The following is a 16,254-nucleotide window of genomic DNA, read 5'->3' as shown; positions in this document are numbered from 1 at the left end:
AGTCGAAGACCAAGATTAGTGCAATGCAGCAGAATCAGCAATAGGATTAATTAGGGTCGGAGTCGAATTAATCGCCACCGCGTCGCTTCGTAAATTAAATAGGGACATAGTCGAGCGATTGACGGGTTTTATGCGTTGAGCTTAGGTGCAACAAGGGGTTTTGACGTTTTCGGCAGGCCAAAAAAAACGCCCACCGGGCGTTTTCAGGGGGCGGGAGCCTTGATTTTGAACGGTCGCCCCCGCTTGGCGGGCAATACCTGGCGCTTGGCGCGGTGTTGCAATTCTGTCTTGAAGGCATCGGAACCGAGCGGCCAGCCCTTGAGCACGGCGGCATTGATCTGGTCGAGCTGCTCGCGCGTCAGGGTTGGCCGGCTCAGCTCGATGTAAGCCGCTTCGCGCTGGAAGGGGGTGTTACCCAGCGCCCAGTAGAGCGCGTGGTCGGTGATCAGGCTGTCGGGCTGGGCGCCGGCATGGTGGGCGTAGCTCGACCAGGGGTAATTCACGGGATCGGACACGAGCTCGTTGCGCACCGGGTTGTGTTCTATATAGCGGCTGCACAGCAGGAAGTAGGCGGCGGCGTCGATCAGCGAGGTTTTGAAACGGCCCTGGAACAGGCTGCCGCTGCGGCCGTACTTGGCGTTGAACCAGGGAACGTAGTAGCGGCCGACCCGCTGCATGGTTTGCGCCAGGCCTTCCACCGTCGATGGGGAGGCGAGCAGGTGCAGGTGGTTAGGCATCAGCACGTAGGCGTGGATGGCGACTTTGAATTCCTTGGCGCTTTCTTTCAGCCAGCCGAGGAAGCGCTGGTAATCCTCGCTTTCGCGGAAGATCAGCTGGCGGTCGTTGCCGTGCTGGATGATGTGGTGCGGCTGGTGGGGGAGGACGAGACGGGGAAGACGGGCCATGGCGGTATGAAAAAGGAGAGGACCCTACCATTTTACTGGACATGGCATGACTCTGTCCCTCATTAAAAACAGGCTCATGCTTGCGCGAGGCGGCTATGTCCCTAATTATGAGATGCGGCGGCTGGACACCCTGCCTTGGCCTAAGTCCCGCTCGTCTCGACGCGGCAGGCACCTGTCTATTCAGGCAGGCTCGTTTATGTCAAACAGCAGTTGGCCAATATGTCGGATGTAGCTTCTTTTTTCCAGCAAAAATGGGGGAAGCCGTTTTTCGCCATTCGCGGCTCCCCACATTGCCCCTGCCATCGCCGCGATCGTGTCGACGTCGCCGCCACAGTCAATCGCGAAGGCCATCATTTCCTCAAAGGGTGAGTGACGAAACCGCAAAGCGATATAGATTGCCGTGAGACAGGACGTCTCGGCTGTCATTCCATTACCCAGTTTGCCAACGATGAAGCGGGGCGTATCGGCAAGCTTGCCGCTATTGGAGAAGCATTGGAGGAAATCCAGCTTGCCTGCCAGTCGTGGATCGGCACAGTGGCTGGTTAACAGCGTCAGCGCGTCGGCCGTGCTTAGCTGGTGCAAGAGCGCATAGCATGCGAGCGCAACCAGCACCGCGCCTTCGATCCCGAGGGGGTGCGAGTGCGTAATGCGTGCGCTTTCGCTGGTGGCGTGCAGCATGGCGCTGAAGTCGCGCGCATAAAAGAGGGCGATGACGGGAGCACGCATTGCGGCGCCGTTCCCATACGATCCCTGGGAAAAAACCGATCTTGACGCGAGCTGCCAGTCTTGCCCGCGTTTAATCCGTTTCAATATCTTGGCGGTACCCTGGCCATAGCCCCTGCTCCAGGCATAGCCTTTCGCAAACCGGGAGGCAAGGTCGGCAAGATCCAGTTCTCCCCGCGCCAGCAAAGATTCAGCAAGATCGAGCGACATCCGGGTATCGTCAGTCCAGCGCCGCTCACCAGCACGCGTGCGGCCGATTGCGCGCCAAAGTGCCTGTTCCAGAAAGCCGCCCTCGTACGGAGCGCCCAAGGCGTCGCCACTGGCCAGGCCCAACAAACATGCGGAAAAATAATCAGAAGAGAGTTTCATTGCCAGCATCCAGGGATCGCCTGTTTCCTGATGATGCCAGGGAGGACGATCCTCACCCCGCGGTGCAATTCCTTACGCCAGGGTGAAACCGGCCGAGAGGCTGTAGCCTTCGCCGTAGGCGCTGCGCAGAGGCAAATCCTGGCCCAGGCCCGAACGGGCTTTCTTGCGCAGGCGGTAGACCAGCATGTCGACCCGGCGGCTGGCGTCGGGATCGTCGCCGCCCATGCCGGCCACGATCACCTGGCGTGGCACAGGACGGGTGTTGAGCGTGAGCAGGTGCAGGAAATTGCATTCCTTCTCGGTCAGGTCGACCACCGCCCCCATCAGTTCGAGCTGGCGCGCGCTGACGCGCAAGGTCCACTTGCTCGGCAGCTGGGCCGCCGGCTCGGGCGGACGCACGCGCCGGTCCAGTGCCTCGATATGGGCGGCCAGTTCCGGAAACTTGATCGGCTTGGTCAGGTAATGGTCGGCGCCCAGGCGCAGGCCGAGAATGCGGTTGTCGAAGGCGACGCGCCCGGTCAGCACCAGCAGGCCGATTTCCGGATACAGCTGGCGCATGCGCGGAATGACATTGAAACCATCTTCATCCGGCAAGCCGAGATCGAGCACGACCACGGCGGTCGGGGTCTTGGTCAGCGCGGCCCACATGTCGGCGGCGGTGGTCGCAACCATCACTTCATGGTTGAGTTCCGTCAGAAACTCCGCCATATCGCCGGCATAGTCGCCGTTGTCCTCAACAATCAATATCTGCGTCATGGGTTGGCCATTTTCTTCATTTCATTACCCCGTGCATCGATTCCTTACTTGCGCGCGGCGCCTTCCCTTGTGTGTTGATTAGCGGAATTATCACTGCTGCACTCTTCTGGCGCAACTCTTTTCCCTGCGGCGCGTTGCGCCGGGAGCCAGATTTTGAACAAGGCGCCTGATGGTGCCACATTTTGAACACCGATGCTTCCCCCATGTACCTCGATCACCGAACGCGCCATGTACAGGCCCAAACCGGAACCCTGGCCCACGGCATTACTTCCCCGATACCCCTTGCCGAAAATCGCGCCGGTTTCCGCGTCGGGCACGCCCTCGCCGTGATCGCGCACGGACAGTTCGATGCCGTCCGCCGTCGCGTGACCGGCCAGGATGACCGGCTGGCCGGGCGGCGCGTATTGCAATGCGTTATCCACAAGCACGTTCAACGCCAGGCGCAGGCCGGTCGGCTGGGCCCGGATCAAGGGCGGCAAGCCGCTGCACTCGACCAGCGCAGTGCCGCCCACCGCGCCAATCCGGGCGGCCGCTTCCTGCAACAGCAGCTCAGGCGCGACACTGTCCGGCGGGCGCGTACCTCCGATTTCGTCCATGCGGTCGGGCGACAGGTACTCGTCAAGCATGCCGGTCAGGCGGTCCACGGCTGCCTGGATCTTGCGGTAGCGCAGCCGGGTCGGCTCGTCGGCCTTGGCCCCGGTCGCTTCGAGGCGCTGGATGGCGCCGTCGATGGTCGACAAGGGCGTACGAAATTCATGATTCAGCATACTCGCGAAACGGCGTTGTCGCTCGGCACGCTCACGTTCGGCGCTGGTATCGATCATCACGCCGACCAGGACGCTGGGTTTGCCGTTGGAATCCGTCAACAAAGTGGAACGCACGTCGAGCGGGACCGTGCTGCCATCCGCACGCAGCTGGTCGAAGTGGCGCACCAGCGCGCGCCGGCTTTGGTCGCCTGCCGCAAAACGCGCCAGGCGCTCCGGCAATCCCGCGCACAAGGTAGCCAGCGGCGACGCCGCGTCGTGGCTGGAAAGTTGCCTAATGAAATCTCTGGGCGCATATCCCAGCATGTCACGGACGGACGGGCTGATGTACGACAGCGCCCCCGATGCACAATCGACGATCCAGGCGACGTCGCCACGCAACTCGGCGATGGCACGAAACTGTTCCATGAGCACAGTGTCGCCGGTCGGCATGATTGCCTTGCTTGCCTCACTGACACCGATATGCATGGAACGCTTTCCTTACCTGTTCAACAGTCACACTCCGCTAGTATATCGCCAACGTTGCAGGAAAGTATATGAACGCACACCAGAGGCCGCTACTCCTCCAGCGGCGCGAAAATGGCTTGCAGATCTTCCTGCGTCAGGCTCATTTTTTGCGACTCGCCCTCGGCCAGGATGGACTGGGCCAAGTCGGATTTCTTTTGCTGCAGCAACTGGATCTTTTCTTCCAGGGTCCCCTTGGCGATCAGCTTGTACACAAATACGGGCTTGTCCTGTCCGATGCGCCAGGCACGGTCGGTGGCCTGATTTTCGGCAGCCGGGTTCCACCATGGATCGTAATGGATGACGGTATCGGCCGCGGTCAGGTTCAGGCCGACACCGCCCGCTTTCAGGCTGATCAGGAAAATCGGCACCGCACCCTGCTGGAAGGCGGCGACCTGGGCCGCGCGGTCCTTGGTGTCGCCGGTGAGCAAGGCGTACGGAATGCGGCGCGCGTTGAGCTCTTCCTCGATCAGCGCCAGCATGCTGGTAAATTGCGAGAACACCAGGATCTTGCGGCCTTCTTCGAGCAAATCGTCGACCATCTGCATCAGGTCGATCAGCTTGGCGGAACCGCTGTCTTTCTTCTTGGCAGGCAGGGCTTTCACCAGGCGCGGATCGCAGCAGACCTGGCGCAGCTTGAGCAAGGCTTCGAGAATGACGATCTGGCTGCGCGCCACGCCTTTTTTGTCGATCTCGTCGCGCACTTTCTTGTCCATCGCCAGGCGCACGGTTTCGTACAGGTCGCGCTGGGCGCCCGACAACTCGACCTTGCGCACCATTTCCGTCTTCGGCGGCAATTCCTTGGCGACATTGTCCTTGGTCCGGCGCAGCAGGAAGGGACGGATGCGGCGGTTCAGCAGCGCGCGCCGCAGTGGGTCGTCCTGGCGCTCGATCGGGTGGCGGAACTGGCTGTTGAAGGTTTTTTCATCGCCCAGCAAGCCCGGCAGCAGGAAATGGAATTGCGACCACAGCTCGCCCAAGTGGTTTTCCAGAGGCGTGCCAGTCAGGCACAGGCGGTGGCGCGATTTGAGCAAGCCGGCGCTCTGGGCCGCCTTGGAGCGCGTGTTCTTGATGTAATGCGATTCGTCGAGGATGACCAGGTGGAACTCATGCTCGCGCAGTTTTTCTTCATCGCGCGGTAACAGGGCGTACGTGGTCAAGACCAGATCGACTTCCTCGATCTTGTCGAACTGTTCCAGGCGCTCCTTGCCTTGCAGCAGCAGCACGCGCAGGTCGGGCGCGAAGCGGGCCGCTTCGTCCTGCCAGTTGGTCATCAGGCTGGTGGGCGCGATGACCAGGGCCGGATGGGTCAGGCGGCCGGCTTCCTTCTCGATCAGGATGTGGGCCAGGGTTTGCACCGTCTTGCCCAAGCCCATGTCATCGGCCAGGATGCCGGCCAAGTCGTACTCGCGCAGGAATTGCATCCAGGCCAAGCCATCTGCCTGGTAGTCGCGCAGGGTCGCCTGCAGCCCCACCGGGGGCGCCACTTTTTGTACGGAACCGAACAAGCTCAGCTTACGGCCGGTTTCGCGCAACTGCTCGCCGCCGAACCAGCGCAAAGCGGTTCCGCGTGCCAGTTCTTCGAGCCGGCCCGCATCCAGGGTCGAGAGCCTGACCTTGTTTTTGATCTTGTCGCTGAAATAAAGTTCACCCAGCGTGTTGAGAATCGGCTTGAGACGGCCCCAGGGCAGCGCCACGCGCAGGCCGTCGGGCAGGGTGGCCAGCATCTGGTCGCTATCGCCGTGGGCGGCCAGGACCTCGGGATCGAAGTCGCTCGGGGCGCTGCGGATCAGCTGTACCAGCACCGGCAGCAGCGCTACGCGTTTCTGGTTGACCACGATGCCCAGCTCCAGCTCGAACCAGGCGTTGCCCGCTTCGGCCGGCTCGTCGATCTCGGCATACCAGTCTTCGACCGCGACCACGTCGTAGCGGTATTTGCTGGATTTCTGCACATGCCAGCCGGCTTCGATCAGGCCGGCCAGGTCGCCTTCGGCAAAGCGCAACCAGTGCGCCTGGCTTTCCAGCTGCTGGGCGCCGGCCAGGGCGTTGAGCGGCGGCGTGCCCGGTTTGCGGAAACCCAGGGCGGTCAGTTCGTCCAGCGAGGCGGCCTCGGCCTGGATATCGCGGGCGATGACTTCGGTCACGTCGCCCACCTGGCGCACCACGCGCTGGGCCGGGTCGAAGGCGACGCGCTCGCCGTCGTAATCGAAGGACAGCACGGCGTAATCGTGCCAGCGCTGGTGCGGGCCGTCGGCCAGGGGCACGCTGTCGAGCAGCAAGTGCGGACGCGGCTTGACGTCGTCGCGCAGGCGCTGGATCAGCGGCTGCGGCAGGGGCATCAGTTGTTGCAGGCCATGGGCCAGCAACAGTTGCGACACGCGTTTTTTATCGTTGCCGCTGAGCGCAGGGGCTTGCGCCACCAGCGCCTGCAAGTCGACCAGGGAAATATCGACGCCGCCGCGGTTGAGCGCAAGCGCGCCGCAGGACAAGTTGTCGATATACCACGGCGGATCGGTCGGCAGCATGTAATCGATCTGGTCGGCGGCGGTGTGGGTCGCGCCGCTGGCGGGCTGGACTTGCCAGCCGAGGCGCGCGGTACGGCCTTCCTCGCGCCAGACCAGGTTGGCCTCGCGCACGGGGCCGGCCTGGAGCGGATAGATCAGGCCATTGGCCATGTCGGCCCAGGAATTGGCCCACAGCAGTTTGTCTTGTTCCAGCAACATTTGCAGGAGGATGGCGCCGACCTTGCCTTTCGGCTCGGTCGCGCTGCCACCCTGCGACGCGGCGCCGCTGCGCATGGCGATGAAGAAGCGCACCAGGTCTTCATCGTCGCCTTCGAGGTAGGCGGGCGGGGCCGAGAGCAGGGAAAACACTTCGCTGACCGGGCTGGCGGCCGCCACTTCCCCGTTCGGGCGCAGGCGGGCCTTGCACAGGCACAGGGCGACGTGGCGGCCACCGCTGGTGGGGGCCAGGACATAAACGAACTTGTATTGGGCGACTTTGGGATCCTTGACCTCCAGGTCGAGCTTGGGCTGCGGGTGGGCGGCAGCCTCGACCCGTTGCAGCCAGCTGGCGATTGGCGCCGGCAAGGCCGACGCATTGGCGTGCGGCGTAGCGGTGGCAGGGCGTCCTTCGCGGGGTTCGTCGCGCGTTAAATCCATCGTGTGCATGTGTTCTGTAGGGGCAATATCGAAGACGATAACACCCGATATTATCCGACATAAAGACGCTTGTGTTCTGTTCTCTTTCGCACGCAGGCGAGCTTGTTTGTACGCGTCGAGGGTAAGGGTATGGTGTTCATGCTACGAGGGTAGGCGCTGGCGAGAGAGCGGGAAGTCGCCGTCGCTTCGTCGAGGTATGGGTATTTTCTGATGCATCACGAATCAAGAACCAGGGAGAGTCTCAAAAAGTAGTGCCGTCGGCGGATTCAAAACAAGGAATGGGGCGAGCGTTGCCGTGCGAAGCGGAAGAGGTTTTTCGGCAACTATATTGCTATTTATTCATTATCTACATAGAATAACCGCCTCGGGCAACGGATAATTATCCCGTTGCGATCACTCTTCCCCTTCCCCTGGAAAATCATGAAACTGACCGCCGCTCTCGCTTTTTTGCTGCTTGCCGCCACTGCCAATGCCCAGATCGGCGATCGTGTGGTGATGATCAAAAACGAAAGTCCAGTGATGGCCGCTGCCATCACCAAGGCGCATGCTTCGCTCGACACCTTCCTCGCCACGCATGCCAAGCCGCCCGCAGGCGCGGATATGTTCCGCCTCAAGGTGAAAATTACCGACGAAAATGGCAGCGAGCATATGTGGGTCATGCCGTTCAAGCAGACCTCAAGCGGCTTCAGCGGCACCATCGCCAATGATCCGGAAATCGTGGAAAGCGTCGAAAACGGCGAAGAAATCACCTTCAAGCGCGCCGACATTTCGGATTGGGGCTACGTCCAGAACGGCAAGCAAAAAGGCAGCTTTACCGTCTGCGCCATGTTCAACACCATGCCTGCGAATGTGGTCAAGCAGTACCGCGAGCAGCACGGTTTTGAATGCTGATCTGAATTCTTGCTGCTCAGCGCAATCGGAATGCCCTTCTGCTCCACCCGGCAGGTTTGACCGGTGAGAATAGTTGATCTATTCATACGTCAAATGAAACAGCCGGGGGCGATGAGTCCGGCTGTGTTCATCGCCGGCTTCCTCATCATCGACATGAACGTCGCGTGGTCTGGCGGCTATTCCGCAGTGTTAGGGATTATTCCAGTGCCCCAGATCGGGGTGCTGCTGGCTGCGGGAAGCGCGATCACCCTTCTCATCCGTGCAATTGCTCTGTGCTATCAACGCAAGTTCGGCTCCCTGTGCATCTTCGTCATTTGCGTCGCGGCGCTCCTTGCTTATTGTGACGAAGACAGACGACAACGGGTGGCCAAAGGCCACCGTGATGCCCTGAACGCGGTCAATGCCATGTTAAAAAATCCTGATAAAGAACATATCTGGTATTTGAAACCCGAGTTGAAGCAAGAGCTTCGCGCCATCGTCGACGCATCCGCTCCAGAAGCCCACTACAAGAGCAGCTTCCACCAATTTTTCACTTACCGGTATAGCGTACAAGACCGCAACGGCAAAGCCTTGGACATCACGGTTTTCATGTTGAAAGATGAAACGCAATTCAGAGTCGACCGCTCGGACATGGCGACGACTGGTCAGGCAGCGCCGAATGGCGGCAGTTCCGATCCATAGAGACGAGTGCTTCAACAGCATTTGGCCTTGAGCCCCATCCCGATTTTTGCAAAGGGTGACACCTATGAACCAGTTCAAATATATTTATCAACGCCACGACGGCGCGACATGCTTCGATAGATATTTCGCCTATCTGGGCACCATCCAGCAGGACATGCCGCCCGCGCTTGCCTCGTTTTCCATGGATCCGGACCGCTATGCGCTCAACTCTGATGTTACCCTCCACGATTCGTGGCTGGAGTCGCTGAACGTGGAAAAAGAGTACGTGGGCACTGAGCAAGGGCCATCGACGGTCAAACTAAAGCTGCTGCACTCATCCCATGAATCAGTCATCAATCTGGTGTACACCGATGTGCTGGGCATGAACTCGTCTTTACAGCCCAGCCAATGGCCCCTTCAGCCCGCGGACCTGCTTGTTCATGAATTCTGCATGCTCGAAGCCGGAATTTTCCGCCATTTCATTGAATTTGACAGGGATATGTGGGTAGAAATTTTATTCCGAAGCTTCGATTTCACGGTACTTTCTCGTCATTGATTTGACTTGCACCTAGTGCCAATACGTTGACAGCGGGTGGACAGAAAATCCGCGATTGGGCTGCGCTGGCGTTTGCGGTCGGAGACTCGCATCCCTATGCTAAAAAATGAAAAACCATCTATTTAAGCCGGGTTTCCGAATTTCATTCACGGATGTCATCGTCATTATCCTTGGCATCTGTGGTTCGGTTGTGGGTATGCGAATTGACACTGGACTAGGTTTGCCAATCGCGCTCGTCGTTGGGCATTTTTTCGCTTTTTGCAATGTGTTTCGTCTCCCTCGCAAGCTTGAGCTGATCTGGGCCGCATTTTTCTTGATTGTGGCAGGTACGACCATTGTCTGGCAGTCGCCAGGTTGGTATCCTGCATCGGCGCTATCGATCATTTGCGCAGTCGTACTTGTTGGTATTCATATGAGGCAGCCGTCCTACCACGGAGCAGGATGGAAATATCTGAATCCACAACTGCCTGCATGGTGGGAGGCCAGGCGCCGCGATACCAGCGAGTCCGGCGAGGGAGCCAATAGCGTATAGGGCCAGCCGGAATAGCGCAGACGATGCCGACGTTTGACATCGTTCGCTTGCATTCCATCCCGGACTGGCTGATCCACGGTTTAGCCGGTTCCGGACAACCCGGCATTCTCTCCGTCACCGGCCGCACATCGCGCGTCGAAAAAAACGATCCGTCGGCAAGTTCGGAACCTCACGCCAGCGCCGCCAGCATGCGCTCCATGTCCGGTTCCGCGCTGTCGCAGTTGGCCAGACAAATCACTGACAACCGCAGCGCCGGCACCCGCATCAGCAGCGTATCGAAACCCCACAAGCCGCCGCTGTGAAAAACCACATCGGTGCCGTTGCGCTCGATGAGCTCCAGCCCGAAACGATACGGCAGCACCGTTCCATCCGCCATCGGCGATGGCTGCAGCATCGCATGCAAAATACTCCCGCGATCAGCCCACTGGCGATGCCATTCGCGCTCCCACAGCACCAGTTCATCGGTGCTGGCATACACGCCGCCGTCGCCCACCGTGTTCGCATTGCCGAGATGCTGCTTGAAACCGCGCGGCCGCGCCGCATCCGCCTCGTAACTGAACACGCGATGCGCAATCACATTGCTGCGGTCATCATCAAAACCCATGCGCTCGATACCCAATGGCTCGAATAAGGTCTCCCGCGCAAAACGCGCCGTGGACAAGCCACTCAAGCGTTCAATCAAGGTCGCAAGCAGGATGTAATTGCTGTTGCTGTAACCGTACGCCGTCCCGGTGGGAAAAACGACCGTATCGACACAGGCAATCAGTTTCAGGATCAGCGCATTGTTAAAATAATCGGCCTCGTTCCGGCCCAACTGGCACTCCAAAAACTGAAAATAATCGGGAATGCCGCTGGTGTGATTGAGCAGCGAGCGTAAAGGAAACGCCTGTTCCATCCGCGCCAGTTCCGGCAGATGCAGGCACACATCGTCATCGAGCCCGATCCGCCCGGCGCGCACCAGCGCCAGCACGCAGGCCGCCGTAAACTGCTTCGATTCCGACGCCAGATAATAGGCCGACTTTCCCGACAGCGGCACCGCCAGTTCCAAGGAAGCCAACCCGTGATGCAGCTCGCATACCACCGCATTTTCCTGCAGCACAAGGGCACTGAAACCCGGCCCATCGGCCGGTAATGTCGATTGAAGTTCAAGAAAATACTGACGCAATTTTTCCATCGTTATTTAAGCTGACAAACATGACGAGAGAGGCAATGTACACTGCGCAGTATCAACCGGCCAAACCAGCGGCCGCCCTGCACACCGTTCGAGCACTGTCAAGACTGGCGCATTCGCCGCGATTGCGTATCATTCCGTGCTTGACTCACCAGGATGTTCACCCATGCTCCCAACTATCGAACAACGCCTCGCCATAGAACTTGCCGCCAAACCTGTCCAGGTTGCCGCCGCCATTGCCCTGCTGGATGAGGGTGCCACCGTTCCCTTCATCGCGCGCTACCGCAAGGAAGCGACCGGCGGGCTGGACGATATCCAGTTGCGCCTGCTGGAAGAACGCCTGCGCTACCTGCGCGAGCTGGAAGACCGGCGCGCCGCGATCATCTCGTCGATCACCGAACAGAACAAGATGACGCCGGCCCTGCTCGACGCCGTCACCCACGCCGAAGACAAGACCCGGCTGGAAGACCTTTACCTGCCCTACAAGCAAAAGCGCCGCACCAAGGCGCAGATCGCGATCGAAGCGGGCCTGGCGCCCCTGGCCGACAAGCTGCTGGGCGACCCGAGCATCGCGCCGGAAGAAGAAGCCGCCAACTACCTGCGCGAGGCCTTCACCAGCGACGACGGCAACAACCCCGGCGTAGTGGACACCAAGGCCGCGCTGGACGGCGCGCGCCAGATCCTGATGGAGCGCTTCGCCGAAGACGCGACCTTGCTGCAATCGCTGCGCGAATACGTGCGCGAACACGGCATCGTCGAATCGAAAGTCGTCGAGGGCAAGCAGGATGAAGGCGAAAAATTCGCCGATTACTTCGACTACTCCGAAACCATTTCCACCGTACCCTCGCACCGTGCGCTGGCCCTCTTGCGCGGGCGCCGCGAAGGCATGCTGGACGTGATCCTGCGCCTCGACACCGAAGCCGAAAAGCCGAAATGGGACGCGCCGCACAACCCGTGCGAAGGCCGCATCGCCGCGCGCTTCGGCATCAAGAACCTGGGCCGCCCGGCCGACAAATGGCTGGCCGACACGGCCCGCTGGACCTGGCGCGTGAAGAGCTTCATGCACCTCGAAACGGAGCTGATGGGCGCCCTGCGCGAACGCGCCGAACTCGATGCCATCAACGTCTTCGCACTGAACCTGAAAGCGCTGCTGCTGGCCGCACCGGCCGGCCCGCGCGCCACCATGGGCCTGGACCCTGGGCTGCGCACCGGCGTCAAGGTAGCCGTGGTCGACCCCACCGGCAAGGTGGTCGACACCGCCGTCATCTATCCGCACCAGCCGCGCAACGACTGGGACGGCTCGCTGCACGTGCTCGGCGCGCTGGCCGCGAAACACAATGTGTCGCTGATCTCGATCGGCAACGGCACCGCCTCGCGTGAAACCGACAAGCTGGCGCAAGACCTGATCAAGCAGCGCGCGGAACTCAAGCTGACCAAGATCGTCGTCTCGGAAGCCGGCGCCTCGGTCTACTCGGCATCCGAATTCGCCTCGCGCGAACTGCCCGACATGGACGTGTCGCTGCGCGGCGCGGTGTCGATCGCACGCCGCCTGCAAGACCCGCTGGCCGAACTGGTGAAGATCGATCCCAAGTCGATCGGCGTGGGCCAGTACCAGCACGACGTCAGCCAGACCCAGTTGGCGCGCTCGCTCGACGCCGTTGTCGAAGATTGCGTGAACGCGGTCGGAGTGGACGTCAACACCGCCTCGGCGCCGCTGCTGGCGCGCGTATCCGGCCTGTCCTCCAGCGTGGCGCAGGCCATCGTGACCTACCGCGACCTGAAAGGCGCCTTCACCTCGCGCGCGGACCTGAAAGCGGTGCCGCGCCTGGGCGACAAGACCTTCGAGCAGGCGGCCGGCTTCCTGCGCGTGATGGGCGGCGCCAATCCGCTCGACGCCTCGGCGGTGCACCCGGAATCGTATCCGCTGGTGGAAAAAATCCTGGCCGATATCAAGAAGGAGATGAAGGCCGTCATCGGCGACGCCTCGCTCCTCAAGACGCTCAACCCGGCCAAGTACGCGGATGAAAAATTCGGCGTGCCGACCATTACCGACATCCTCAAGGAGCTGGAAAAGCCGGGCCGCGACCCGCGCCCCGAGTTCACCACCGCCACCTTCAAGGAAGGCGTGGAAGAGATCCGCGACCTGCGCCCGGACATGATTTTGGAGGGCGTGGTGACCAACGTGGCCGCCTTTGGCGCGTTTGTCGACATCGGCGTGCACCAGGATGGACTGGTGCATATCTCGGCGCTGTCGAACACCTTCGTGAAGGACCCGCACACGGTGGTCAAGGCTGGCCAGGTGGTGCGCGTGAAGGTGATGGAAGTGGACGAGAAGCGCAAGCGCATCGCGCTGACCATGCGCCTGACCGACAGCGCGCCGCAAGCCGGCTCCAAACCCGAGCAGCGCGGCGACCGCACCGACGGCAAGCGCCTGGCGCAGCACCAGCAGAAGCAGGACCGCGCGCCGGCGCCGGCCGGCGGCAGCATGGCGGCGGCCTTCGCCAAGCTGCGCGGGTAAGCCATCCATGATCGCCATCGCCGCCTGCGATCCGGACAGCCTTGATGCCCGCATCCTGGTCGAGGAACTGTCGGCGGCGCTGGCGGCCATCACGGGCGACAGCGGCAAGGCCTCGTTCTCGGCCGACGATGCCCGGGTGGCGCGCTCGCTGTTCGTGGTGGCGCGCGGCGCGGCCGGACAGCTGCTCGGCTGCGCGGCACTGCGCCCGCTCGATGGCGACGTGGGCGAGGTCAAGCGCATGTTCGCGCGCCCCGGTGCCAGCGGTGTTGGCGCGGCCTTGCTGGCGCACCTGGAGCAGGCGGCGCAGGGGTTCGGCTACCGCCAGCTGTGGCTGGAAACGCGCAAGGTCAATACGCGCGCGCTGGGTTTCTATGAAAAACACGGTTACGCCACGATTCCCAATTACGGTAAATACGTGGGGCGCGATGATGCGGTTTGCCTGGGCAAATTGCTGAAAGCGGACTAGCCGCCTTCTTTTTCACTTCCTACGCCAAAGTAACTAGCCGCCACCTACATCGAACGCCGCCGGTCCCCAAACGTCCGCCCCCCGCCGTTTTCTTATAAAATGGCGGTATCTAACCTATTTCCCACCGAGGCAAGCCATGAGCGACGTAAAAACCTGGATCAAAGAAACCGTAACCGCCACCCCCGTGGTGCTGTTCATGAAGGGAACCGCGCAGTTCCCGCAATGCGGCTTTTCCGGCCGTGCCATCCAGATCCTGAAAGCCTGCGGCGTCGAGAACATCGCCACCGTCAACGTGCTGGAAGATCCGGAAGTGCGCCAGGGCATCAAGGACTTCTCGAACTGGCCGACCATTCCCCAGCTCTATGTCAAGGGCGAATTCATCGGCGGTTCCGATATCATGAATGAAATGTTCGAGTCCGGCGAACTCAAAGCCCTGCTCGATGCCTGATGCTCCTGCGCGGCGCCTGGTTGTCGCCATCACCGGCGCCACCGGCGCCGTGTACGGCGTGCGCCTGCTCCAGCAACTGGCTGCCGCACAAGGCATCGAAACCCACCTGATCGTCTCCGACGCCGCCGTCCTGACCCTGCACCAGGAATTGGGCATGCAGCGCCGCGAGGTCGAGGCGCTGGCCCATGTGGTGCACAAGAACCGCGATGTGGGCGCCTCGATCGCCAGCGGCTCGTTCCAGTCCGACGGCATGGTGATCGCCCCCTGCTCGATGAAAACCCTGGCCGCCGTGGCCCTGGGCCTGTCCGACAACCTGATCGCGCGCGCCGCCGATGTGGTGCTCAAGGAGCGCCGCCGGCTGGTGCTGATGGTGCGCGAAACCCCGTTCAACCTGGCGCACCTGCGCAATATGACGGCGGTAACGGAAATGGGGGGAGTGATCTTTCCACCGCTGCCGAGCTTTTATCACAAGCCGGACAGCATCGACGCCATGGTCGATCATACGGTGGGACGGGTCATGGACCTGTTCGGCGTGGTGCACACGCTGGCGCCGCGCTGGGCGGGCATGAAAGCCGCTTCGGACGCGCAAGCGGACACCTGAGGCGTGCAGGCAGCCACGCCAGCCTGGCGCCGGCGCTGCCTGGCGCGGGAAGTGCTCAGCGCTTGTCGAACTGCCAGCTGTCGGCCTTTTTCAATTCCTTGGCTTCCTCGACCATGCGGCGATGCTGGATGCGCTTGCGCATCACTTCCGCATGCTGCGCCGCAGTCATCGGGGGAACGGTCATCAGGTCCTTGAGTTGCGCGGTGTTGCTGTAGTTACTTTTCATAAGGCGGCTGAATCCTCGGCTTGGTACATAACGGGATGACAAGACTGCAAGTGCTGCTGCGATTATGAGCCACTATTCCGGTTTTGTGCGGCACAATATATATGCATTCCACCAGGAAACTTTACCCGTGCTCTGACCATTGTGCATGGATTTTATGGCGCTATCATGACAAATCATAAAGATCCGTCGAGTTTGTAGAGGCCAGGGGTGAGGTGGAGGGGCAACGCGGCGCGCAAGGCGCCCGTGGTCCGCCATCCGCCCGAAAGCGGGCGTTTCGGCATGACAGGAAATAGATATATATCAACGCTAGAATTGCCGATATAGGCGCTAAATAGCTACTTTTGGTAATTAATGCGTACCAGCATGCGAATGAATTCGCGCGCAATTTGTCGATGATGCTCGTCCAGGCGCTGTAAATCGGCGATTAATTTCACGTCGGCCGATTCAAAACGCGATAAACCGGCCGCGCCGTCGCCGTTGGCGGCTGCACTTTCGTCGCCGCCAAAGCGCAACCATTCCGCCGGCACGCCCAGCCATTGCGCGATCATGCGCAGCTTCTCTTGCGTGGGAATCGCCTCTCCCACCAGCCATTTGCGGGCAGCGTGGACCGTAATCGGCCGTCCATCGAAGCGAATGTTAAATTCCCGCGCCAAGCGTGTGGGACTGTCGGGTGAGTAATGGGCGTTCTTTAGTGCCTGCTGCAGGCGTTCACTAAAGCTTTCCCGTTCGTTGGATGAATTCATGGGTGGCACTATTTCACGCAACGGCATGAAAGTCAGTCTCTTCACGGTTGAGACCAATTGTGACAAGTTGCCTTCCGGATGTAACAATTAGGCAGGCATTGCATGGGTCCGGGATGCGTCGGCGGGCGTGGGGAAACATTGATTCATGAACAATGATTTTCGCCTTCCGGTCGGCGGGAACAGTCACCTGGTCGAGAAAACCAGTGTAGATCGCGCCTGCGCAGCCTCCCCCGCGCACGATGACGCGGTTTGTGCTGGAT

At 60.8% G+C, this 16,254-nt stretch carries 16 protein-coding genes; 8 read left to right on the top strand and 8 right to left on the bottom strand.

The window, feature by feature from the left end; translation table 11 throughout:
- Window positions 1-203: 203 nt before the first annotated feature.
- From F2P44_RS07175 to F2P44_RS07155, 5 genes are all read right to left on the bottom strand, one after another.
- Window positions 204-905, bottom strand: a complete 702-nt coding sequence (locus F2P44_RS07175) for a transposase (protein WP_167086022.1) — start codon at window positions 903-905, stop codon at window positions 204-206.
- A gap of 180 nt (window positions 906-1,085) precedes the next feature.
- Window positions 1,086-2,006: an ADP-ribosylglycohydrolase family protein gene (locus F2P44_RS07170; protein WP_167086021.1), complete on the bottom strand. Its 921-nt coding sequence runs from the start codon at window positions 2,004-2,006 to the stop codon at window positions 1,086-1,088.
- A gap of 63 nt (window positions 2,007-2,069) precedes the next feature.
- On the bottom strand, window positions 2,070-2,753 hold the full coding sequence (locus F2P44_RS07165) for a response regulator transcription factor (RefSeq protein WP_167086020.1): 684 nt from the start codon (window positions 2,751-2,753) through the stop codon (window positions 2,070-2,072).
- Window positions 2,754-2,797: 44 nt separating this feature from the next.
- Entirely contained in the window at window positions 2,798-3,985 is a 1,188-nt protein-coding gene (locus tag F2P44_RS07160; RefSeq protein ID WP_229423429.1) for a PAS domain-containing sensor histidine kinase, read from the bottom strand.
- 89 nt (window positions 3,986-4,074) lie between these two features.
- The gene (locus F2P44_RS07155) at window positions 4,075-7,182 is read right to left on the bottom strand and encodes a DEAD/DEAH box helicase (RefSeq protein WP_167086019.1); all 3,108 of its coding nucleotides are present in this window, start codon (window positions 7,180-7,182) and stop codon (window positions 4,075-4,077) included.
- A gap of 420 nt (window positions 7,183-7,602) precedes the next feature.
- Between F2P44_RS07155 and F2P44_RS07150 the strand changes: the two genes are divergently transcribed.
- The 4 genes from F2P44_RS07150 to F2P44_RS07135 all read left to right on the top strand — a co-directional run bounded on the left by F2P44_RS07150 (window position 7,603) and on the right by F2P44_RS07135 (window position 9,821).
- Complete coding sequence (locus F2P44_RS07150; protein WP_167086018.1) at window positions 7,603-8,073, top strand: YegJ family protein; 471 nt, start codon at window positions 7,603-7,605, stop codon at window positions 8,071-8,073.
- Between the two features lie 93 nt (window positions 8,074-8,166).
- A complete protein-coding gene (locus F2P44_RS07145) occupies window positions 8,167-8,754 on the top strand; it encodes a hypothetical protein (protein WP_167086017.1) in 588 nt (195 codons plus the stop codon).
- A gap of 64 nt (window positions 8,755-8,818) precedes the next feature.
- The gene (locus F2P44_RS07140) at window positions 8,819-9,289 is read left to right on the top strand and encodes a hypothetical protein (protein ID WP_167086016.1); all 471 of its coding nucleotides are present in this window, start codon (window positions 8,819-8,821) and stop codon (window positions 9,287-9,289) included.
- A 106-nt stretch (window positions 9,290-9,395) separates the two neighbouring features.
- On the top strand, window positions 9,396-9,821 hold the full coding sequence (locus F2P44_RS07135) for a Na+/H+ antiporter NhaC family protein (protein WP_167086015.1): 426 nt from the start codon (window positions 9,396-9,398) through the stop codon (window positions 9,819-9,821).
- Window positions 9,822-9,990: 169 nt separating this feature from the next.
- On the opposite strand, the gene F2P44_RS07130 is transcribed toward F2P44_RS07135, so the two are convergent.
- The gene (locus F2P44_RS07130) at window positions 9,991-10,995 is read right to left on the bottom strand and encodes a serine hydrolase domain-containing protein (protein WP_167086014.1); all 1,005 of its coding nucleotides are present in this window, start codon (window positions 10,993-10,995) and stop codon (window positions 9,991-9,993) included.
- A 163-nt stretch (window positions 10,996-11,158) separates the two neighbouring features.
- Between F2P44_RS07130 and F2P44_RS07125 the strand changes: the two genes are divergently transcribed.
- From F2P44_RS07125 to F2P44_RS07110, 4 genes are all read left to right on the top strand, one after another.
- Window positions 11,159-13,510, top strand: a complete 2,352-nt coding sequence (locus F2P44_RS07125; RefSeq protein ID WP_167086013.1) for a Tex family protein — start codon at window positions 11,159-11,161, stop codon at window positions 13,508-13,510.
- A gap of 7 nt (window positions 13,511-13,517) precedes the next feature.
- The gene (locus tag F2P44_RS07120) at window positions 13,518-13,976 is read left to right on the top strand and encodes a GNAT family N-acetyltransferase (RefSeq protein ID WP_167086012.1); all 459 of its coding nucleotides are present in this window, start codon (window positions 13,518-13,520) and stop codon (window positions 13,974-13,976) included.
- Window positions 13,977-14,112: 136 nt separating this feature from the next.
- Window positions 14,113-14,424 carry a Grx4 family monothiol glutaredoxin gene (grxD, locus tag F2P44_RS07115; protein WP_099873017.1) on the top strand — a complete coding sequence of 104 codons (312 nt, stop codon included), beginning with the start codon at window positions 14,113-14,115 and terminating at the stop codon, window positions 14,422-14,424.
- Entirely contained in the window at window positions 14,417-15,025 is a 609-nt protein-coding gene (locus tag F2P44_RS07110; RefSeq protein ID WP_167086011.1) for a UbiX family flavin prenyltransferase, read from the top strand. Before grxD ends, F2P44_RS07110 begins: the two co-directional genes overlap by 8 nt.
- Before the next feature lie 55 nt (window positions 15,026-15,080).
- On the opposite strand, the gene F2P44_RS07105 is transcribed toward F2P44_RS07110, so the two are convergent.
- Both F2P44_RS07105 and F2P44_RS07100 read right to left on the bottom strand, forming a co-directional pair.
- A complete protein-coding gene (locus tag F2P44_RS07105) occupies window positions 15,081-15,251 on the bottom strand; it encodes a hypothetical protein (RefSeq protein WP_167086010.1) in 171 nt (56 codons plus the stop codon).
- Window positions 15,252-15,586: 335 nt separating this feature from the next.
- A complete protein-coding gene (locus tag F2P44_RS07100; RefSeq protein ID WP_054265286.1) occupies window positions 15,587-15,994 on the bottom strand; it encodes a hypothetical protein in 408 nt (135 codons plus the stop codon).
- Between the last annotated feature and the right edge of the window lie 260 nt (window positions 15,995-16,254).

This window comes from Massilia frigida (genome assembly GCF_011682175.1).
GTDB lineage: Bacteria > Pseudomonadota > Gammaproteobacteria > Burkholderiales > Burkholderiaceae_D > Telluria_A > Telluria_A frigida.
This window is presented reverse-complemented; position numbering and strand designations above follow the sequence as displayed.

Coding starts and splice junctions, on each gene's coding strand:
- F2P44_RS07175 (WP_167086022.1), bottom strand. CDS start 905: ATGGCCCGTCTTCCCCGTCTCGTCCTCCCCCACCAGCCGCACCACATC.
- F2P44_RS07170 (WP_167086021.1), bottom strand. CDS start 2,006: ATGCTGGCAATGAAACTCTCTTCTGATTATTTTTCCGCATGTTTGTTG.
- F2P44_RS07165 (WP_167086020.1), bottom strand. CDS start 2,753: ATGACGCAGATATTGATTGTTGAGGACAACGGCGACTATGCCGGCGAT.
- F2P44_RS07160 (WP_229423429.1), bottom strand. CDS start 3,985: ATGCATATCGGTGTCAGTGAGGCAAGCAAGGCAATCATGCCGACCGGC.
- F2P44_RS07155 (WP_167086019.1), bottom strand. CDS start 7,182: ATGGATTTAACGCGCGACGAACCCCGCGAAGGACGCCCTGCCACCGCT.
- F2P44_RS07150 (WP_167086018.1), top strand. CDS start 7,603: ATGAAACTGACCGCCGCTCTCGCTTTTTTGCTGCTTGCCGCCACTGCC.
- F2P44_RS07145 (WP_167086017.1), top strand. CDS start 8,167: ATGAAACAGCCGGGGGCGATGAGTCCGGCTGTGTTCATCGCCGGCTTC.
- F2P44_RS07140 (WP_167086016.1), top strand. CDS start 8,819: ATGAACCAGTTCAAATATATTTATCAACGCCACGACGGCGCGACATGC.
- F2P44_RS07135 (WP_167086015.1), top strand. CDS start 9,396: ATGAAAAACCATCTATTTAAGCCGGGTTTCCGAATTTCATTCACGGAT.
- F2P44_RS07130 (WP_167086014.1), bottom strand. CDS start 10,995: ATGGAAAAATTGCGTCAGTATTTTCTTGAACTTCAATCGACATTACCG.
- F2P44_RS07125 (WP_167086013.1), top strand. CDS start 11,159: ATGCTCCCAACTATCGAACAACGCCTCGCCATAGAACTTGCCGCCAAA.
- F2P44_RS07120 (WP_167086012.1), top strand. CDS start 13,518: ATGATCGCCATCGCCGCCTGCGATCCGGACAGCCTTGATGCCCGCATC.
- grxD (WP_099873017.1), top strand. CDS start 14,113: ATGAGCGACGTAAAAACCTGGATCAAAGAAACCGTAACCGCCACCCCC.
- F2P44_RS07110 (WP_167086011.1), top strand. CDS start 14,417: ATGCCTGATGCTCCTGCGCGGCGCCTGGTTGTCGCCATCACCGGCGCC.
- F2P44_RS07105 (WP_167086010.1), bottom strand. CDS start 15,251: ATGAAAAGTAACTACAGCAACACCGCGCAACTCAAGGACCTGATGACC.
- F2P44_RS07100 (WP_054265286.1), bottom strand. CDS start 15,994: ATGAATTCATCCAACGAACGGGAAAGCTTTAGTGAACGCCTGCAGCAG.